16 protein-coding genes are annotated in these 16,324 nt (G+C 43.4%); 13 read left to right on the plus strand and 3 right to left on the minus strand.

Features of this window, described 5'->3' with window-relative positions; genetic code table 11:
• The first annotated feature begins 137 nt into the window (after positions 1-137).
• The 4 genes from pilB (at position 138) to coaE (ending at position 4,993) form a co-directional block, all read left to right on the plus strand.
• Entirely contained in the window at positions 138-1,862 is a 1,725-nt protein-coding gene (gene pilB, locus AC2SLO_RS00590; RefSeq protein WP_486540077.1) for a type IV-A pilus assembly ATPase PilB, read from the plus strand.
• A 40-nt stretch (positions 1,863-1,902) separates the two neighbouring features.
• Positions 1,903-3,126 (plus strand): type II secretion system F family protein, encoded by a 1,224-nt coding sequence (locus AC2SLO_RS00595; RefSeq protein WP_486540075.1) that lies wholly within the window; start codon positions 1,903-1,905, stop codon positions 3,124-3,126.
• A 91-nt stretch (positions 3,127-3,217) separates the two neighbouring features.
• On the plus strand, positions 3,218-4,114 hold the full coding sequence (locus tag AC2SLO_RS00600) for a prepilin peptidase (protein ID WP_486540073.1): 897 nt from the start codon (positions 3,218-3,220) through the stop codon (positions 4,112-4,114).
• Between the two features lie 177 nt (positions 4,115-4,291).
• The gene (coaE, locus tag AC2SLO_RS00605; RefSeq protein WP_486540071.1) at positions 4,292-4,993 is read left to right on the plus strand and encodes a dephospho-CoA kinase; all 702 of its coding nucleotides are present in this window, start codon (positions 4,292-4,294) and stop codon (positions 4,991-4,993) included.
• Between the two features lie 105 nt (positions 4,994-5,098).
• On the opposite strand, the gene rlmB is transcribed toward coaE, so the two are convergent.
• Positions 5,099-5,878: a 23S rRNA (guanosine(2251)-2'-O)-methyltransferase RlmB gene (gene rlmB, locus AC2SLO_RS00610; protein ID WP_486540069.1), complete on the minus strand. Its 780-nt coding sequence runs from the start codon at positions 5,876-5,878 to the stop codon at positions 5,099-5,101.
• Between the two features lie 267 nt (positions 5,879-6,145).
• A complete protein-coding gene (locus tag AC2SLO_RS00615) occupies positions 6,146-6,478 on the minus strand; it encodes a pyrimidine/purine nucleoside phosphorylase (protein ID WP_486540067.1) in 333 nt (110 codons plus the stop codon).
• A 664-nt stretch (positions 6,479-7,142) separates the two neighbouring features.
• Between AC2SLO_RS00615 and recN the strand changes: the two genes are divergently transcribed.
• The 9 genes from recN (at position 7,143) to AC2SLO_RS00660 (ending at position 14,817) form a co-directional block, all read left to right on the plus strand.
• Positions 7,143-8,900, plus strand: coding sequence for a DNA repair protein RecN (recN, locus tag AC2SLO_RS00620; protein ID WP_486540065.1), 1,758 nt, complete (start codon positions 7,143-7,145; stop codon positions 8,898-8,900).
• Between the two features lie 159 nt (positions 8,901-9,059).
• Positions 9,060-9,623, plus strand: coding sequence for a YqgE/AlgH family protein (locus AC2SLO_RS00625; RefSeq protein WP_486540063.1), 564 nt, complete (start codon positions 9,060-9,062; stop codon positions 9,621-9,623).
• 97 nt (positions 9,624-9,720) lie between these two features.
• The gene (gene ruvX, locus AC2SLO_RS00630; RefSeq protein WP_486540061.1) at positions 9,721-10,200 is read left to right on the plus strand and encodes a Holliday junction resolvase RuvX; all 480 of its coding nucleotides are present in this window, start codon (positions 9,721-9,723) and stop codon (positions 10,198-10,200) included.
• 116 nt (positions 10,201-10,316) lie between these two features.
• Positions 10,317-10,799, plus strand: coding sequence for a hypothetical protein (locus AC2SLO_RS00635; RefSeq protein WP_486540059.1), 483 nt, complete (start codon positions 10,317-10,319; stop codon positions 10,797-10,799).
• Between the two features lie 143 nt (positions 10,800-10,942).
• Positions 10,943-11,245: a sulfurtransferase TusA gene (gene tusA, locus AC2SLO_RS00640; protein WP_486540057.1), complete on the plus strand. Its 303-nt coding sequence runs from the start codon at positions 10,943-10,945 to the stop codon at positions 11,243-11,245.
• 408 nt (positions 11,246-11,653) lie between these two features.
• On the plus strand, positions 11,654-13,135 hold the full coding sequence (locus AC2SLO_RS00645) for an aldehyde dehydrogenase family protein (RefSeq protein ID WP_486540055.1): 1,482 nt from the start codon (positions 11,654-11,656) through the stop codon (positions 13,133-13,135).
• A 227-nt stretch (positions 13,136-13,362) separates the two neighbouring features.
• On the plus strand, positions 13,363-14,301 hold the full coding sequence (xerD, locus tag AC2SLO_RS00650) for a site-specific tyrosine recombinase XerD (RefSeq protein WP_486540053.1): 939 nt from the start codon (positions 13,363-13,365) through the stop codon (positions 14,299-14,301).
• 62 nt (positions 14,302-14,363) lie between these two features.
• On the plus strand, positions 14,364-14,603 hold the full coding sequence (locus AC2SLO_RS00655) for a BrnT family toxin (RefSeq protein ID WP_486540051.1): 240 nt from the start codon (positions 14,364-14,366) through the stop codon (positions 14,601-14,603).
• Positions 14,596-14,817, plus strand: coding sequence for a hypothetical protein (locus tag AC2SLO_RS00660; RefSeq protein ID WP_486540050.1), 222 nt, complete (start codon positions 14,596-14,598; stop codon positions 14,815-14,817). The genes AC2SLO_RS00655 and AC2SLO_RS00660 overlap by 8 nt, the downstream gene beginning before the upstream one ends.
• Before the next feature lie 503 nt (positions 14,818-15,320).
• Here AC2SLO_RS00660 and AC2SLO_RS00665 read toward each other — a convergent pair.
• Positions 15,321-16,280: a putative RNA methyltransferase gene (locus AC2SLO_RS00665; RefSeq protein WP_486540049.1), complete on the minus strand. Its 960-nt coding sequence runs from the start codon at positions 16,278-16,280 to the stop codon at positions 15,321-15,323.
• Between the last annotated feature and the right edge of the window lie 44 nt (positions 16,281-16,324).

Genomic DNA, 16,324 nt, shown 5'->3' on the forward strand with positions numbered 1-16,324 from the left:
TCCATATTGATTGCTTCGCTAACTGATACTGATTAACACAGCTCATAAACAGTCGCTTTAAATAGTACTTATAAATAGCAGCGATAATAACACGCATAAAAATCGCCAACCTTACTGACAGATAACAGGACGTTACTATGTTGCCTCCTACTGCTTTTGACGGGATTGCCAAACGCTTAATTGCTGCTGAATTAATCGATAGTATTCAGATGCAGACAGCACTTAATCTGTCGCAGCAAGCGCAAACCAGCTTGGTAAGCTATCTGATTGACCATCAGCTGATACCTGCAGCACCTTTGGCATGGTATCTGTCGCAAGAGTTGGGCGAGCCATTATTTGATTTGGATCAGATTAATCCGCTTGGTCTGCCAGTCGCTTACATTGATGAGACGCTTGCTCGCCAGCATAATGCTTTGCCTATTTTTGTACGTGGTCAACGTCTGTTTGTGGCGATGAGTGACCCCACCTGTCTTAAGTCTATTGATGCCATTCAAAGCCAATCACGCTTGACCATACAAACGGTTATTGTTGATTATCACAAGCTTAATAAAGCACTTGATACTCTTTATAGCCACACACTCAGTACGTTATCTCCAAGCTTAAACACACCTTATGATTGTAATGACTTATTAAAGGGAGTGGTTGATACTGCAGATATTTTAGATGACCAAAACTCAAATACACTAAGTATTGCCGAAGTGCCTGTGGTTAAATTTGTACAAACGATGCTGACTGATGCGGTGAATATGGGGGCTTCTGATTTGCATTTTGAACCTTACGAAAGCTTCTATCGAGTGCGCTTTCGGATCGATGGGGTAATGCATGAAATCGCCAAACCGCCGCGACAATTGGCAGCTAATATCTCTGCCCGCTTAAAGGTCATGTCGCAAATGGACATTACCGAACGCCGTGTGCCACAAGATGGACGCATTACCTTAAAGCTGTCCGATAATAAAAGCATCGACTTTCGAGTTAACTCACTGCCGACCTTATTTGGTGAAAAAATCGCCTTACGAATTCTAGATCCTGCTTCCTCTTTACTGGGCATCGATGCGCTTGGCTACGATAATGATCAAAAGCAGCTGTTTTTAGAGGCGCTTCGCCGTCCGCAAGGCATGATTTTAATCACCGGTCCAACAGGCTCTGGCAAAACGGTCTCTTTATATACCGCACTCGATATTTTAAATACCAGTGAGGCCAATATCTCTAGCGTCGAAGATCCGGTGGAGATTAACCTAGCTGGTATTAATCAGGTCAATGTGAATAGCAAGGTAGGATTAAGCTTTGCTGCTGCCCTTAAGTCGTTTTTACGTCAAGACCCTGATATCGTCATGGTTGGTGAAATACGCGACCTGGAAACTGCCGATACCGCTATAAAAGCCGCGCAAACTGGACATCTGGTGTTATCGACCTTACATACCAATTCTGCGCCAGAAACGTTAACTCGACTGCATCATATGGGCGTACCTTATTTTAATATCGCCACGTCTATTAGCTTAGTAATTGCACAGCGCTTGGCGCGTCGGATCTGCACGCATTGTAAGACGCCCACATTAGCGACCCGATTTAGCCTCATGGAAATGGGCTTTACTGCAGCAGATTTGGACCATCCAGATACACTGATTTATGACCCCGTCGGCTGTCAGCACTGCCGTCATGGCTATAAAGGGCGTATTGGTATTTATGAGGTGATGACGGTAAATGACGATATGGCTCAAATTATCATGCAAGGTGGCAATGCGTTGGATATTAAAGCTGCAGCCATTAACGATGGTTTTCGTGACTTAAGATCGTCCGGCATTGCCAAAGTATTGCAGGGCATTATTAGCGTACAAGAAATGTCACGGGTTACCTCAGAATAATCTATAGAGCAGCCCATTTAAGCCACTATTTAGGACATCTATGACCAACGTATTAAGCGACAGGTCGCTCGACTTTACTTATACCGGTACCAATCGCCTTGGTCATAAAGTCACTGGCGAGCTTACCAGTAAAAACAGCACTTTCGCTCGAGCGCAGTTATTAAAGCAAGGCATTAGCGTTACTCGCCTTAAAACCAAATCCAAACCTATCTTTGAAAAAAGAAAGCGTATTAAACCGCTGGACATTGCTGTATTTACGCGTCAACTTGCCACATTAATCAAAGCAGGCATACCCTTAGTGCAATCTTTGGATATTGTGGCAGAATCTGGCGATAATTTAAGCATGACTTTATTAATCCTAGATGTTAAGGCAGAAGTGGCCTCGGGTACAGTGTTTGCTGCTGCTCTACGTAAGCACCCACAACACTTTGACCCCTTATTATGTGCGCTGATTGAATCTGGGGAGCAGTCCGGCACATTAGAAACCATGCTTGATCGAGTCGCAACTTATAAAGAGCAAAGCGAGCAGCTGAAGTCTAAAATCAAAAAAGCCATCAAATATCCAATAGCGGTGATTATCGTTGCCCTTGTTGTCGCTTTAATATTATTGATTCATGTAGTGCCTGTATTTGCTGATTTATTTGCCTCAGCTGACTCAGAGCTGCCGACGTTCACCCAGTGGGTAGTCAATTTATCAAATAGCGTTCGTGAGTGGTGGTTGGCGCTGATTATCGTATTTATCGCGTTACCAGTGGCCTTTGTGCACAGCAAGAAGCGTAGCCAAAAATTTTGCAACCAATTAGACAGACTTCGTCTAAAATTACCTATTGTTGGTAACATCAGCTATCAAGCTATTGTGGCTCGGTTTTCTAGAACCTTATCAACCACATTTGCCGCAGGGGTGCCATTAATTGATGCACTACAATCGACCGCAGGCGCCACCAATAATATCGTGTTTTATAATGCCACTCAGCAAATCAAAGCAGATGTGGCTACTGGCCAACAGCTGCATAGTGCAATGCGGGCCACTGCTTTGTTTCCGAACATGGCCATACAGATGGTGAGTATCGGAGAAGAGTCTGGCAGCTTAGAAGATATGCTCGATAAGGTCGCCGGTTACTATGAAAATGAGGTCAATAATGCCATCGATGGTCTGACCAGTTTAATTGAGCCTGTCATTATGGTAATACTTGGTATACTTATTGGCGGCTTGGTCATTGCCATGTATCTGCCTATCTTTAAAATGGGTTCGGTTATCGGCTAATTCTATGGTTTAAATCAAAACAATGACTCTAAGACCCATTACTTATCTCTCTACTCTGCCCTATTTAGTGCTTCTTTAAAGGCAATACACGATGCAGCTTTGGTACTTATTGCAACACAATACCCCGTTGGCACTCGCTTTCTTTGGCTTGATTGGACTGTGTGTGGGTAGCTTTTTGAATGTCGTGATTCACCGTACTCCGCTGATTATGCGGCAGCAATGGCGTGCCGGCTCCATAGATTATTTAGCGCAGCAGCCAGACATTCCAAAGTCGCTTACCCAGCCCATCGTTGACATCGTTCAACAAGATACACCCCTGTCTTTATCACTCCCTGCCTCGCATTGCCCTCATTGCGAGCAAACGATTCGGTGGTATCATAATATTCCGCTACTCAGCTGGCTTGCCCTACGTGGTAAATGTGCGTATTGTCAGGCACCGATTGGTATCCGCTATCCGCTCATAGAGCTACTATGCGCACTGTTATCTATGCTAGTGATATTTAGGCTCGGTGTTAGTCTGCCTACCCTAGCTGCGCTTATTTTAGTATGGACGCTGATTGCCGTGGCTATCATTGATTTTGATACTCAGCTGCTACCGGATAGGTTCACGTTCCCATTGATGGGACTCGGCTTGGCCATTAATAGTCAAAGCTGGTTTACCTCGCCTACTCAATCGATTTGGGGCTTAATTATTGGTTATCTGTGCTTATGGCTGGTGGTTAAACTGTTTTTCTTATTCACCAAAAAGCAAGGCATGGGAGAAGGTGACTTTAAGTTAATGGCGGCGCTTGGCAGTTGGTTTGGCCCAATTATGCTGCCATTTATTATCTTTACAGCCTCCCTACTTGGCTCGGTAATTGGCATCATATTAATGAAAAAACGCGGCGAGAGTCGTCCGTTTGCCTTTGGCCCATTTATTGCCATTGCCGGTATTATTGCTCTGCTCTATGGCCATTCACTTATGCAGTGGTACCTTGGGCAATATTAACTGCACCCAGTTGATACAAAAGCGACCATCAAATATGTTATTTTTATGACAGCCTATTGAATAATAGATTAAATAAAAAACAAAGCTACTTAATAGAGAGCTAACCATTAACCTCTGGGTATTGATTGATAGCAAAATACCCACTCATTTTCATAGCACAGCCGTTAAGGTATTGACATGACTTATCCTAATTCTCACACATCAGACACCGATGCTCACTCTCATTTGGATGATATTGACCCACCGCAAACCTTCCAACACTTTCATATTGCTAAGCCAATTATTGGCTTAACGGGTGGTATTGGTAGTGGTAAAACGGCGGTTTCTGATTGGTTTGCAGAACAAGGCATTGATGTGGTCGATGCCGATGTGGTTGCGCATCAGATTATGCAAAAAGGCAGTCCGACCCTGCAGCTTTTAGTAGACGCACTTGGTGATTGGGTGGTTGATGAACAGGGCGACATGGATCGCCGAGCAGTTCGTGAGCATGTTTTCGCCAATAATAAAGCGTTACTGACTTTGGAATCGATTACCCATCCGGCTATTCGCCAAGAAATTAAAAAGCAGTTGGCAGAAGCGACTTCTGAATATGTGATTCTCTCTGCACCGCTACTGTTAGAAAGCTATGAAGCAGGACTGGTCTCACTTTGTGATCGCGTCTTGGTGGTGGATGTGGCAGAGTCAACTCAGATTCAGCGTGCTAGTAGCCGAGATACCCAAAGTATCGAGAAAATCGAAGCCATTATGGCCAATCAATTGCCGCGTGAAGCACGTATTGAACAAGCAGATGACGTGGTCACTAACGAGGGCAGTTTGGCGTCATTATATGAACAACTCAAACCTTTGCATCAAAAGTATTTGGTATTAAAAAAGATTTAGCCTTCATTCGGCCTATCTGGCGTCTATAAAAAAGCATCGATAACTCAGTTATCGATGCTTTTATTTGAATAATAGATATTCAATGCTTAACTTAATATCAGTGGCTTAATGACGCTGACGACTTATTTCATAAAGCACCATACCCGTTGCCACACTGACGTTTAAGCTTTGTAGTGAGCCATGTTTATTACCGGTCATCGGAATATAAACCAGTTCATCACAGCGCTCAGTAGTCAAGCGGCGCATACCATCGCCCTCTGAGCCCATGATAATGGCAACACGTCCAGTTAAATCCACATCCGGCAGTGCTTTTGCGGTCTCATCAAGAGCAGTACCATAGACAAATACGCCCTCTTGCTTTAAGTTTTCAATACAGCGTGCCAAATTGGTCACGGCAATAACCGGCATAATTTCCATAGCACCCACAGATACTTTGGCAACCGTTGGCGTTAAGCTGGCTGAGTGATGTTTAGGACAAATGACCGCATCCACACCCATCGCTGCTGCGGTACGTAAGCAAGCACCCAAATTATGCGCATCGGTGATTTGATCAAGTATCAAAAACAGGCAGTCATCTGCTTTCGCTAGACTGGTAATGTCCCCTTCATCGCCCATCACAAGTGGGCGGGCATGTAGTACCACGCCTTGGTGCTGAGGACTGTGGCATAAAGCAGCAAGCTTATCTCGGCTGGCCTCTTGAACGCTGACACCCATTTGCTCTGCCAGTTGAATAATCTCATTAAAGGTAGACTCACTTTCCTCACTATTGCTCGACTCGCCGCCACTGCGCCCTTGTTGTACAAACAACGCTACGGCATCCGTAGGACGATGCGATAACAAAGCATGCACAGCATGAATGCCATAAAAATAAACCGGCTTTGCCATAAAATAACCTTTTAAGCTTTAAAATGAATAATAAATAAAATACCTACCCTCGCCCATCACATAAGGCAGACGACAGATAGGTATTAAGATAGAGATAAGAGGGGCGTTTATCAAATAAGAATTGTTATAACGAAACTGACTAAATAGGATAAGCAGGATAATAAACACCAATAAACAGGCAGCATCCACTGCCCTATGTAATCGCTGCGCATTTCATTTTTTGTCTAGTTTACTGTTAATCTTCTCGCACAATTAATCAGCGAATGACTAGCCTTCAAGATGGCAAATATATTGCACAATTTGATCAGTGCGCAGGCTAAAACTACTATCACCCGCAACGACAAAAGCTTGTCCTGCACGGTAATAGGTGAAGTCTTCTTCGCCGGTGATTTTAACCTCACATTCGCCGCTGGTAATCTCCATACGCTCTGAGGTATGGGTGGCGAACTCATATTCCAATACCGTCTCATCGCACGGTAAGATAACACCAAGCATTTTTTTGCTGCCATCATCAAATAATACGGTGTGGCTACTACAGCGTCCATCATAAGAAATGGTGGCGTTTTTTATGACAGAAACGTGGTCATAAGTCGTCGGCATGATGACTTCCTCAATCTTAGTCTACTTAATAATACTTATGGGCCAAAATCAGATAACGCTAAACTTACAGCCCTACTTTTTTGGTGCAATTTTTTGTTATTCAATCCTACCACAATATTACTAAGATAATTGTGACAGCCCTTCAATTTTTTTGTTGTTATGTATCCAGACCACCCCTATTTATACCGCTAAAATAAGCGTCATAGCGAGGTCAGACAAGACCTCCATCAAATAATCTACTATCTGCCAAAGACAGCGTTAAGCCCATTACTATTGACTCTTTAATAAGGTTAAGCGAACCTCCATTATAGCAATTGGTGGTTTTTTAAATATAGCGTCACTGTATTTTTATTCGATAATAACAGGCATTTTAATTTATGATGGTTCTTAAATTTTAGAAGCTGCGATAAAATAGACACGGATTGAAGCAATCATCCTATTTGACTTCAATTGACTAAGCTATTATATCTTAAAGATGCCGATATAAAGCTTTTCAATATATGACGCTAGATGGCTTATTGATGCGGTAAAACAACACAGAGCAGTGTTTGCTTTTAAGTGGTCATAGCGATACGATAGCCCTACTCATATCTTTTTTAAGGCATGCACTCGTTTTAAACTTACCCTGTTTTTATAACACATACCTGTTATTTTGAGATTGCTGATGCTCACTTCGCTTACACTGCAAAACTTTGCTTTGATTAACCACCATGAGCTGTCACTTTATGATGGCTTTAATGTCATTACTGGTGAAACCGGTGCTGGTAAATCATTACTATTAGATGCGCTGTCCCTGTGTATTGGCGGGCGCGCGGATACCAGTATGGTACGTCATGGCAAAGACAATGCCGATATATATGCACAATTTGAGTTTGATATCAGCCAAGGTCAACAGAACAGTGCTCAAGATGGCAGTGCCGCTGCCATTGCCCATTGGTTTGAGCGTCATGAGCGTGACTTTGATGGAGAGGTATTAATTCGCCGTCAGCTTAGCAGCAATGGTCGCTCTAAGGCATGGCTCAATGGTTCTCCAGTGAGTATCACCGAACTTAAAGAGCTTGGCGCTATGTTGGTTAATATCCACAGTCAGCATGCACAGCAAGCCTTATTAAAACCGCTATTTGTGGTCGATTGGCTCGATACCATTGCCAGTTTAACGCCGTTAGCGAAACAAACGGCTCAGGCTTATAAAAGCTATCAGAAATTAAAACGTCAAGCTGATGACATTGCTGCCAAAGAAGCGCATCGTAATGACCGCATTGAGCTGTTAAAAAGCCAACTTGCTGACATTGAGCCGTTGCTAGTCGTCGATTATGAACAAGTAGAAGCCGAGCACGACGAGTTGTCTAACCTTGAAGCCTTGATGTTGGAGGCCAGCCATGCGGTGCAACTACTCGATAATGACACCGATGATCCTGATGCGATGGATTTATTAGGCAAAGCGATACGCCTTTGTGACAATCAGTCTGACGTCAGCCCCACTTTTAGCCAAGCCAGTGAGTCTTTGCATCTGGCTCAGCAACATGTCAGTGAAGCGGCTGCATTATTGACCGATTATGCCGAGCAGCAACTGCCAGATCCTGAACGTCTAGAAGAGTTAAACAGTTTAATCAGCTTAGGTCACCGTTTATCACGCAAACATGGCCTGCCTGCCATAAATCTAGTAGAAGAAGCCACGATTTGGCAGCAAGAATTAGACGATTTGGTCAATCAGCCGACCTCAGAGGTGTTAGAAGCTCAAATTAAAGACGCATGGCAAGACTTTGTGACCACTGCCAAAAAATTAAGCAAGGCACGTCAAAAAGCAGCACCTGCGATTAGCGAGCAGTTAGTCGCTCAGCTTAAACCTTTAGCATTGCCCAATGCACGTGCTGAATTTGTGTTTACTGATAAGGCTGAAGACAGTTATAACGCTCAGGGCATACAAGATATCGAATTAATGTTTAGTGCCAACGTTGGTATGCCGATGCAGCCACTATATAAAATTGCCTCAGGTGGTGAATTATCACGTATGGCACTGGTAATGCAGGTATTATTGGCGACTCATGAGCATGACAATGCGCAAACCTCAAGCGCTGACGAAGTAGAAATGGCATCTGAACCTATGTTGGTCTTTGATGAGGTGGATGTCGGTATCAGTGGCGGCACCGCACAGGTTGTGGGTGAATTATTACGTCAATTGGGCAGCCGTCGTCAGTTATTGGCCATTACTCACCAAGCCCAAGTCGCCGCACAAGCGCATCAGCATATTTTGGTACAAAAACACCATGATACCGATGAAGGTCAGACCACCAGTCAAATTCAAGTCATCCATGACGATGCACAGGTCGATGAACTCGCCCGAATGTCAGGCGGTGTGAACATCACTGAGATTACCCGTGAGCACGCGCGTAGCTTACTTGCGGATGTGTCTAGCGAATAGACGACCTGTATTTATCCCCGTACACTAGAGGGTTAAACCCGATAGATAAGATACGTTTATGTGTGCCTAATGGCACACTCTATGTCGCTGTCGCCTACCCTCTACCCTCTAAGTACGCCCTATTTTAAGTACATCCTATATTTTGAGTACCTCTTGTTTATGACTATTGATAATCTTACCCATCACTTTTTAATTGCGTCTCCGGGCATGCCCGATGAGCGCTTTTCCCAAACGCTGATTTATATTTGTCGTCATGACAAACATGGCGCATTAGGCTTAATCGTGAATCGTCCTATCTTGGATACCAAAGTCGGCAAACTGCTCGAGAACTTAGAGATTGAAGTCACCGACGATGAGGTGATGCAAGACACGCCACTAGACGGCGGTCCTGTCTTTCCTGAAGTCGGCTTTGTACTGCATACCGGTCAGCCCAATTGGGCATCCTCATTTGGCATCTCTGAAAATGTGTCGATTACGACCAGTAAGGATATTTTGCGCCGTATTGCCGCCGGTGAAGGTGTGGGTCATTATTATCTGTGCTTGGGTCATGCTAGCTGGTTCAAAGATCAATTGGAAAAAGAGATTAAACAAGGCGATTGGTTGGTTAGCCCTGCCGATTTATCTATTTTATTTGAAGCGCCTTTTGAAGAGCGCTGGCGCTTGGCTGCTGAAAAAATCGGTATTCATTTGGACTTTTTAAGCGATGATATCGGGCATGCCTAGTATTTGCTAATACGCCTTAATTATTGTTATCACCACATACTTATTGAACTTATTCATAATTCACACCTTAATAACGCACCATTTAATGGCAGACATTATGCTCGACACCAAAGACACTGTGTTACTTGGACTTGATTACGGCGTTAAAAAGATGGGTATGGCACTGGGTAATACCGTGACCCAAGATGCTCGCCCGTTTGATATCCTCGCGATGAATAATGGTCAGCCGGCTGACTGGGACAATCTATTGGGGATTATCGACACTTGGAAAATTGGTCAAGTGGTGGTTGGATTGCCGCTGAATATGGATGGCAGTAGCTCAATGCTTGCCAAACGAGCACATAAGTTTGCGCGGCGCTTAGCACACCGTTTGGTTGAGCAGCGTATTAACGTGCCAGTACAATTGTTTGATGAGCGGCTGACCTCTGTTGAAGCACGCGAAATGGCGTGGGAGTTGGGACTTATCAAAAACGAGCGTGACCCGATTGATGATATCTCCGCTTGTTTGCTACTACGTACTTATTTAGCCAATCCCGAGCACGCCAAAGATATCCTGACCTATAAGCCTGACGCTTAGCATTAATATAAGCTCAAGCCCGTATATAACTATTCTTTACCCTTTTGAGTATAGCAGCAGTAGCCCTTCTACTTATGTGTGCTCTTTTAAATTTTGCCAAATATAAGCCCTTTGCCATGCCTACCGAAAATCCGTCAACATCTCATAGCCCCAACCCTCGCTCAACATCTATCGCTGGGTTCCCTGCACTTGCGATTCAAGCCATACGCGGCGCCCAAAAAATTAACCGCTATTGCATTTTTCTTATCGTTTTAGCTATTTTCTCGTTTGTGGTGTTCGGCACGTTAGCCAGTTTAAAGATGTTTCATGGTAGTCGTGAGCTGTATCTGTTATTTCACTATTTGCCGTATGCACTCGTTGCTTTAACGATCCCACCGATTTTATATCAAGCGTTTTTGGTATATCGCTATCGTCTTAGTCAGCCTTCTATGCTAGTCACCAGTGTCGGCGGTGCCAGCTTGCTGCTTATTATTTGCTTAATTTTTTCATTATCTGATTGGCTATGGCTCGCTATGGCAGCATGGATTGGTGTGGCATATTGGTTTCAGGCAACCTTCAAGCGCTTTTTTAAATTTATTGATGCTCAAACAGAGGTATAGTCAGCACCCCTTAAATAGAGCTTAAATATTGGGCAGAGAAACTATTTTACAATCAGCCACTCGCCGCCCTTTAATAGTTGCCGACTTGCCCTTATGTTAATAGACAATAGAAACAGAATTTCAACCCAATAGGTGCTAACACTATGACCACTTCTAATACCGATAACTTAGAATCAGCTCAAGCGATTGATCATCACCTTGATACCCAAGGGCTTATCTGCCCCGAACCAGTCATGTTGCTGCATCGTACTATTCGTAAGGCAGAAGGCGGCGAGTACATTGAAATATTAGCTACCGACCCTGCCACTACCCGAGACATTCCTAACTTCTGTCGTCATCTTGGCCATACCTTGGTAGAGAATTCTGAAACACAAAACCCATCCGGTAATCCTGATAATCACACGGATACCTTGTATCGCTATGTGGTACAAAAGAAAAGAAGCTAATTAAACGCTCAGTTATTTTTGTCTTAGGGCTACTATTAATAGTATGCAACGCTGTCTTTATTTAGTCTATTCGTCTGCTTTAGAGCCGATTTGTATCAACTTTGCTTATTAACACGTCTTATCTGTATTACTAATCTGATAGATGCCGTATCAAACGAGAGCTTTAACATCATTAAAGTTCCTAAAATACTTGTTTAAGAATTAAGATTTTATTAATAAAATAATCTAAGAAGTTACTTATTTTAAACAATTGTTCATTGTCAATAAACAGTATTGAGTTCAGTTTATGATACGATTTAGTGACTTAGTTGCTAAGCTCTGTGCTAGGCTTTAAAAATATAAGTTTTGATTTTAAACTCTGATTGTGACCTATCATATTAAATATATAATCTAATAAGGACAAATAAGATGAGTAATAATAACAATACAACTCCCTATAGTAATTTTGATTTACAGTTTATCGGCGGCGAATGGGTAAAAGGTAAAGATGACAGTGTCAATAAAGATACCAACCCATACAATGGCGATACTCTTATTGAAATTCCTCAAGCTACCAAAGAGCAACTGGATGAGGCGTTCAAAGCCGCAAGTAAGGCTCAAACTGAATGGGCCAAAAAGCTACCTGGTGAGCGTACAGCTGTTATGCATAAAGTTATAGAGCTTATGGATCAGCGTCATGATGAAATCGTTGACTGGCTTATTAAAGAATCAGGCAGCACCCGTATAAAAGCGGAAGTGGAATTAAAAATTGCCCGTGCAGTGACAGTAGAAGCCTCCACCTATCCCAACCGTATGCATGGTGAGATTCGCCCTTGCAATACACCAGGCAAACAAAACTTTGTGTTCCGTGATCCCGTTGGCGTTATTGCCTTAATCAGTCCTTGGAACTTCCCACTGCATTTAACTCAGCGCTCACTTGCCCCAGCTATTGCTTTAGGTAATGCAGTGGTATTAAAACCTGCCAGCGATACCCCTGTAACTGGCGCCTTATTATTGGCCAAACTGTTTGAAGAAGCAGGCCTCCCAAAAGGCGTTCTAAACGTAGTAATTGGCGCAGGTAGTGAAATCGGCGACGCCATCGTGACCCATGATACGCCAAGCCTTGTATCATTTACAGGCTCTACACCTGTCGGCAAACACATCGGTGAGCTTGCCTTTAGCGGCGACTATATCAAAGATGTGGCATTAGAACTGGGTGGTAATAACCCATTTGTGGTATTAAAAGATGCGGATTTGGATCAAGCAGTTAAAGCGGCGGTCTTTGGTAAATTCTTGCACCAAGGTCAGATCTGTATGGCGATCAACCGTATCATTGTCGAACAAGATATCTATGTTACGTTTATAGATAAATTCAAATCCTTGGTTGAGACCTTAAAAGTGGGCGATCCAAATGATGAAGATACTTTTGTGGGTCCTATCGTCAACAAAAACCAGTTAGAATCATTACAAGAAAAAATCGCCACTGCTAAAAAAGAAGGCGCTAACATGATTCTTGAGGGCAAAATCGACGGTCAGCTCGTACATCCTTACATCTTCACGGATGTCACCCCTGAGATGGACTTGTTCCGCAATGAGATATTTGGTCCCTTAGTTGGTATTGTTAAGGCCAAAGATGAAGAAGACGCGTTAAGACTGGCCAATGATACTCAATATGGCCTATCAAGTGCGGTATTTACCAGCGATATGCAACGTGGTATGAACTTTGCTAAACGTATGGAAGCAGGTATGACCCATATCAATGATATGCCAGTGAACGATGAAAGCATGGTTCCGTTTGGTGGAGTGAAAAACTCAGGTATCGGTCGTTTTAACAGCGATAAAGTGTTAGAAGAGTTCACCAAGACTCATTGGGTATCTTTCCAAAATGAACCCCGCGATTATGGACTTTAAGAAATTATTGACTTTAAAATATAAAGTATAAATATAAACATAGGTAAACTTTATAGGCTACACTTGCTCATATAAATTTTGAGCAAGCCGATTAATAAGCCAATTAAAGCAATCATATTAAAATAAGAGGCAACGTTATGTTGCCTCTTTTTTTGTCGCCTTTTATTTTAATGCTATGCTATATTCTCTCTCTATCCAAAATAAAATGTATTAAGTGAGCATCTTCAATGAGTCGTGACAGAGCCGTTCAGCCAAGACAACCCAAAGCCTTAGCCGTGGATGACGAACCTGCCTATATCACCGAGTTTCGTCAGGCGATGCTGTCACGTGGCTTGTCGACACGTACCCGTAATGCCTATGTGCGTGATTTAAAGCTGTGCGAAACCACCAATTCCAAGGCATTAACGCTATGGACAGATTTGGATGTGATGCAATGTTTGACGGCATTAGATAGACAAGGTAAAACGCCACGTACTCAAGCGCGTATGCTCTCAAGCTTGCGTCAGTTTTATTTGTGGATGGTGGGTAATGAGCGCCGTGAAGACAATCCGTGCGAGCGTATTAAAACTCCAAAAATAGGACGCTCACTGCCCAAAGATTTATCAGAGAGTGATGTAGAAAACCTATTGTCAGCGCCTGATACCAGTACCGCTATGGGACTGCGTGATAAGGCGATGCTTGAAGTACTTTACGCCTGTGGATTGAGGGTCAGCGAGCTGATGAACTTATCTCTAGAGCAGGTAAATCTTAATGCCGGCTGGTTACAAATCACAGGTAAGGGTAATAAAACCCGCCTTGTACCACTCGGTGAATATGCCAGTGAGGCATTAGACGATTATCTGCAACATGCTCGCGGTGAGCTAATCGCTCATTTAAAATCAGGCAACTGCCAAGCAGTATTTTTGACCACCCAAGGCGGTTATATGACGCGTCAAAACTTTTGGTATATGTTAAAAAAATATGCCAAACAAGCCGGTATTGAAGAGAGCCTATCGCCGCACAGCTTGCGCCATGCTTTTGCCACCCATTTGCTAAATCATGGGGCGGACTTGCGCAGCGTGCAATTGCTCCTTGGGCACAGTGATTTATCCACCACTCAGATTTATACCCATGTGGCGACAGCTCGATTGCAACAGCTACATGAGGCGCATCATCCGAGGGGGTAAATTATGCCAGAGATATTTAAGCACGGTATTTGGTTCTATTGGAATGACAGTAAATTCGAATTGTGTACGATAATAGGCAAGTTGATTTTGAGGAAGTCATATCAGTATTTGATGACCCAATGCATGTAACCAACATGGACTCTCGTTTTGACTATGAAGAGTTACGATTTTTGACGATTGGTATAAGCAATAAAGGTAGACTATTTGCAGTCGCTTGGTTTGAGTCAAGTGATGATAGCTTAACAATTATTACTGCGTTTAAACCAAGCAAGAAACAAATAAAAGGATATAATCATGGTTGATACTAATTTAGATTATGAAGACATGGATATTTCTAGAGCAAATCACGTTATGCCAAACGTTATCAAAGCCTATCAAACAAACAAAAGCCAATCACAAAATAATGCATCACCTATTGACGATGACGTGATGGATTGGTTAGTGAAACAAGATGACGCCACTAAACACCATGTTAATGAAGTGATTAGGCATTTTATGGCGATTAAGCATGTATAGTAATCTACCTAGTCTGCGTAGATCGGGTTAGCGAAGCGTAACCTTCAAACCATTAAAACGTTGGTTTCACTTTAATTTAGTTTTATTTGCTGGGCTAAAAGCCCAGCCTATTCTCTCCGAAGTTTTAATAAATCTAACCCATCCCTATTAACACTAAGGGTTTGTTTGATTAAATGGCCTGTAGGATGCGTCCCACGTACTTTTAAAATAGAGTGTTATCCATGGCGCACGGGGCGCACCCTACTACACTCTATCGTGTAAAAGATAGAGCTCAATGAGTTATCATAGTTTGTAAGGGTAGATTAGTGAAGCGTAACCCACCACTCATATGGTCGACTTGTGATGCGGTTTAGCCCCGATTGTAGCGGATATACTGTTTAGATAGACGAGTTGCAGTCGCTTGCTGTGGCGCGGCGCACGAAGTAAGCGACACGCCACATCTTAGCCACTGCCTCGGGTAGATAAGCAGATAGTAGCGAAAGCGGGATAAGCTCCAAATACGTCTACTTCTTAATCAGTTCATACACCACAAACTTTGCCTCAGTGCTAAAATTATTATCCTGTGCAGACGTCAATAAAGCCCCACGCTTCTCTGCCTTAGCACGATAAGAATACGGGGTCATAGTCAGCAAGTCTGCTAATTGATCGGCATTTAGACTCAAATCTGCTTGGACGTGATGGGTCTTTGTCAGCTCAAAATACGGCGCAAGCTCCTCCAAAAACTTATCCGAATCATGCGGACGGACGTCATCAAATAACGCCTCACGCATGCTTTGCAAATGCCCCGCATCAGGCTTGGCAATAAGCAGCCGTCCGCCTACCTTTAGTACCCGAGCAAACTCATCAGCCAATATCGGACTAAATATCGTGCTGATACCGTCAATACTAAGACTGGCTAATGGCAAATGGGCGGCACTAGCAACCATGGGATAAATCGCAGCCGTCGGACTCAGAATATTATCCGCCTGAGTCCACAGCTTATGCTGCTGCTTGGCCTCTTTTGCCAATAAACTCACGGCAGGCTTACTAATATCCAGTGCAATTAAAGACGACTTGCTGTTATTAGTTGCCGCTAATTCTTGAGCGATAGCTCCCGTGTAATGCCCTTCACCGCAGCCAACATCGAGCCAAATCTGATTACCTAATTGAGCCGATTCCTCTGTTTCATGTTTAGCTAAGCTGGCAATCAGCTGCTGCAACGGCTGATAAAAGCCTTGGCTCAAAAAACGATGGCGTGCTTCAATAGAATCCTGACTGTCACCAGGGTCTTTGGATTTTTTATTCTGTACTGGCAATAGATTGACGTAGCCCTGACGCGCCACATCGAACGGATGACGGGTATTTTTAGCGTTTAGACTGCCATCACAAAGCCATGTTTTGGCATCAGGCATTAATGGGGATTGACAGTATGGGCAAACAAATGACGGTGATGCAGCAGCAGAAGGGCAAAGCAGTGATGACATAAGTCTCTCAATATGAGTATTGGAAGAGGATAGGCGTGGTGTTT

Source organism: Psychrobacter sp. CX14 (genome assembly GCF_057396205.2).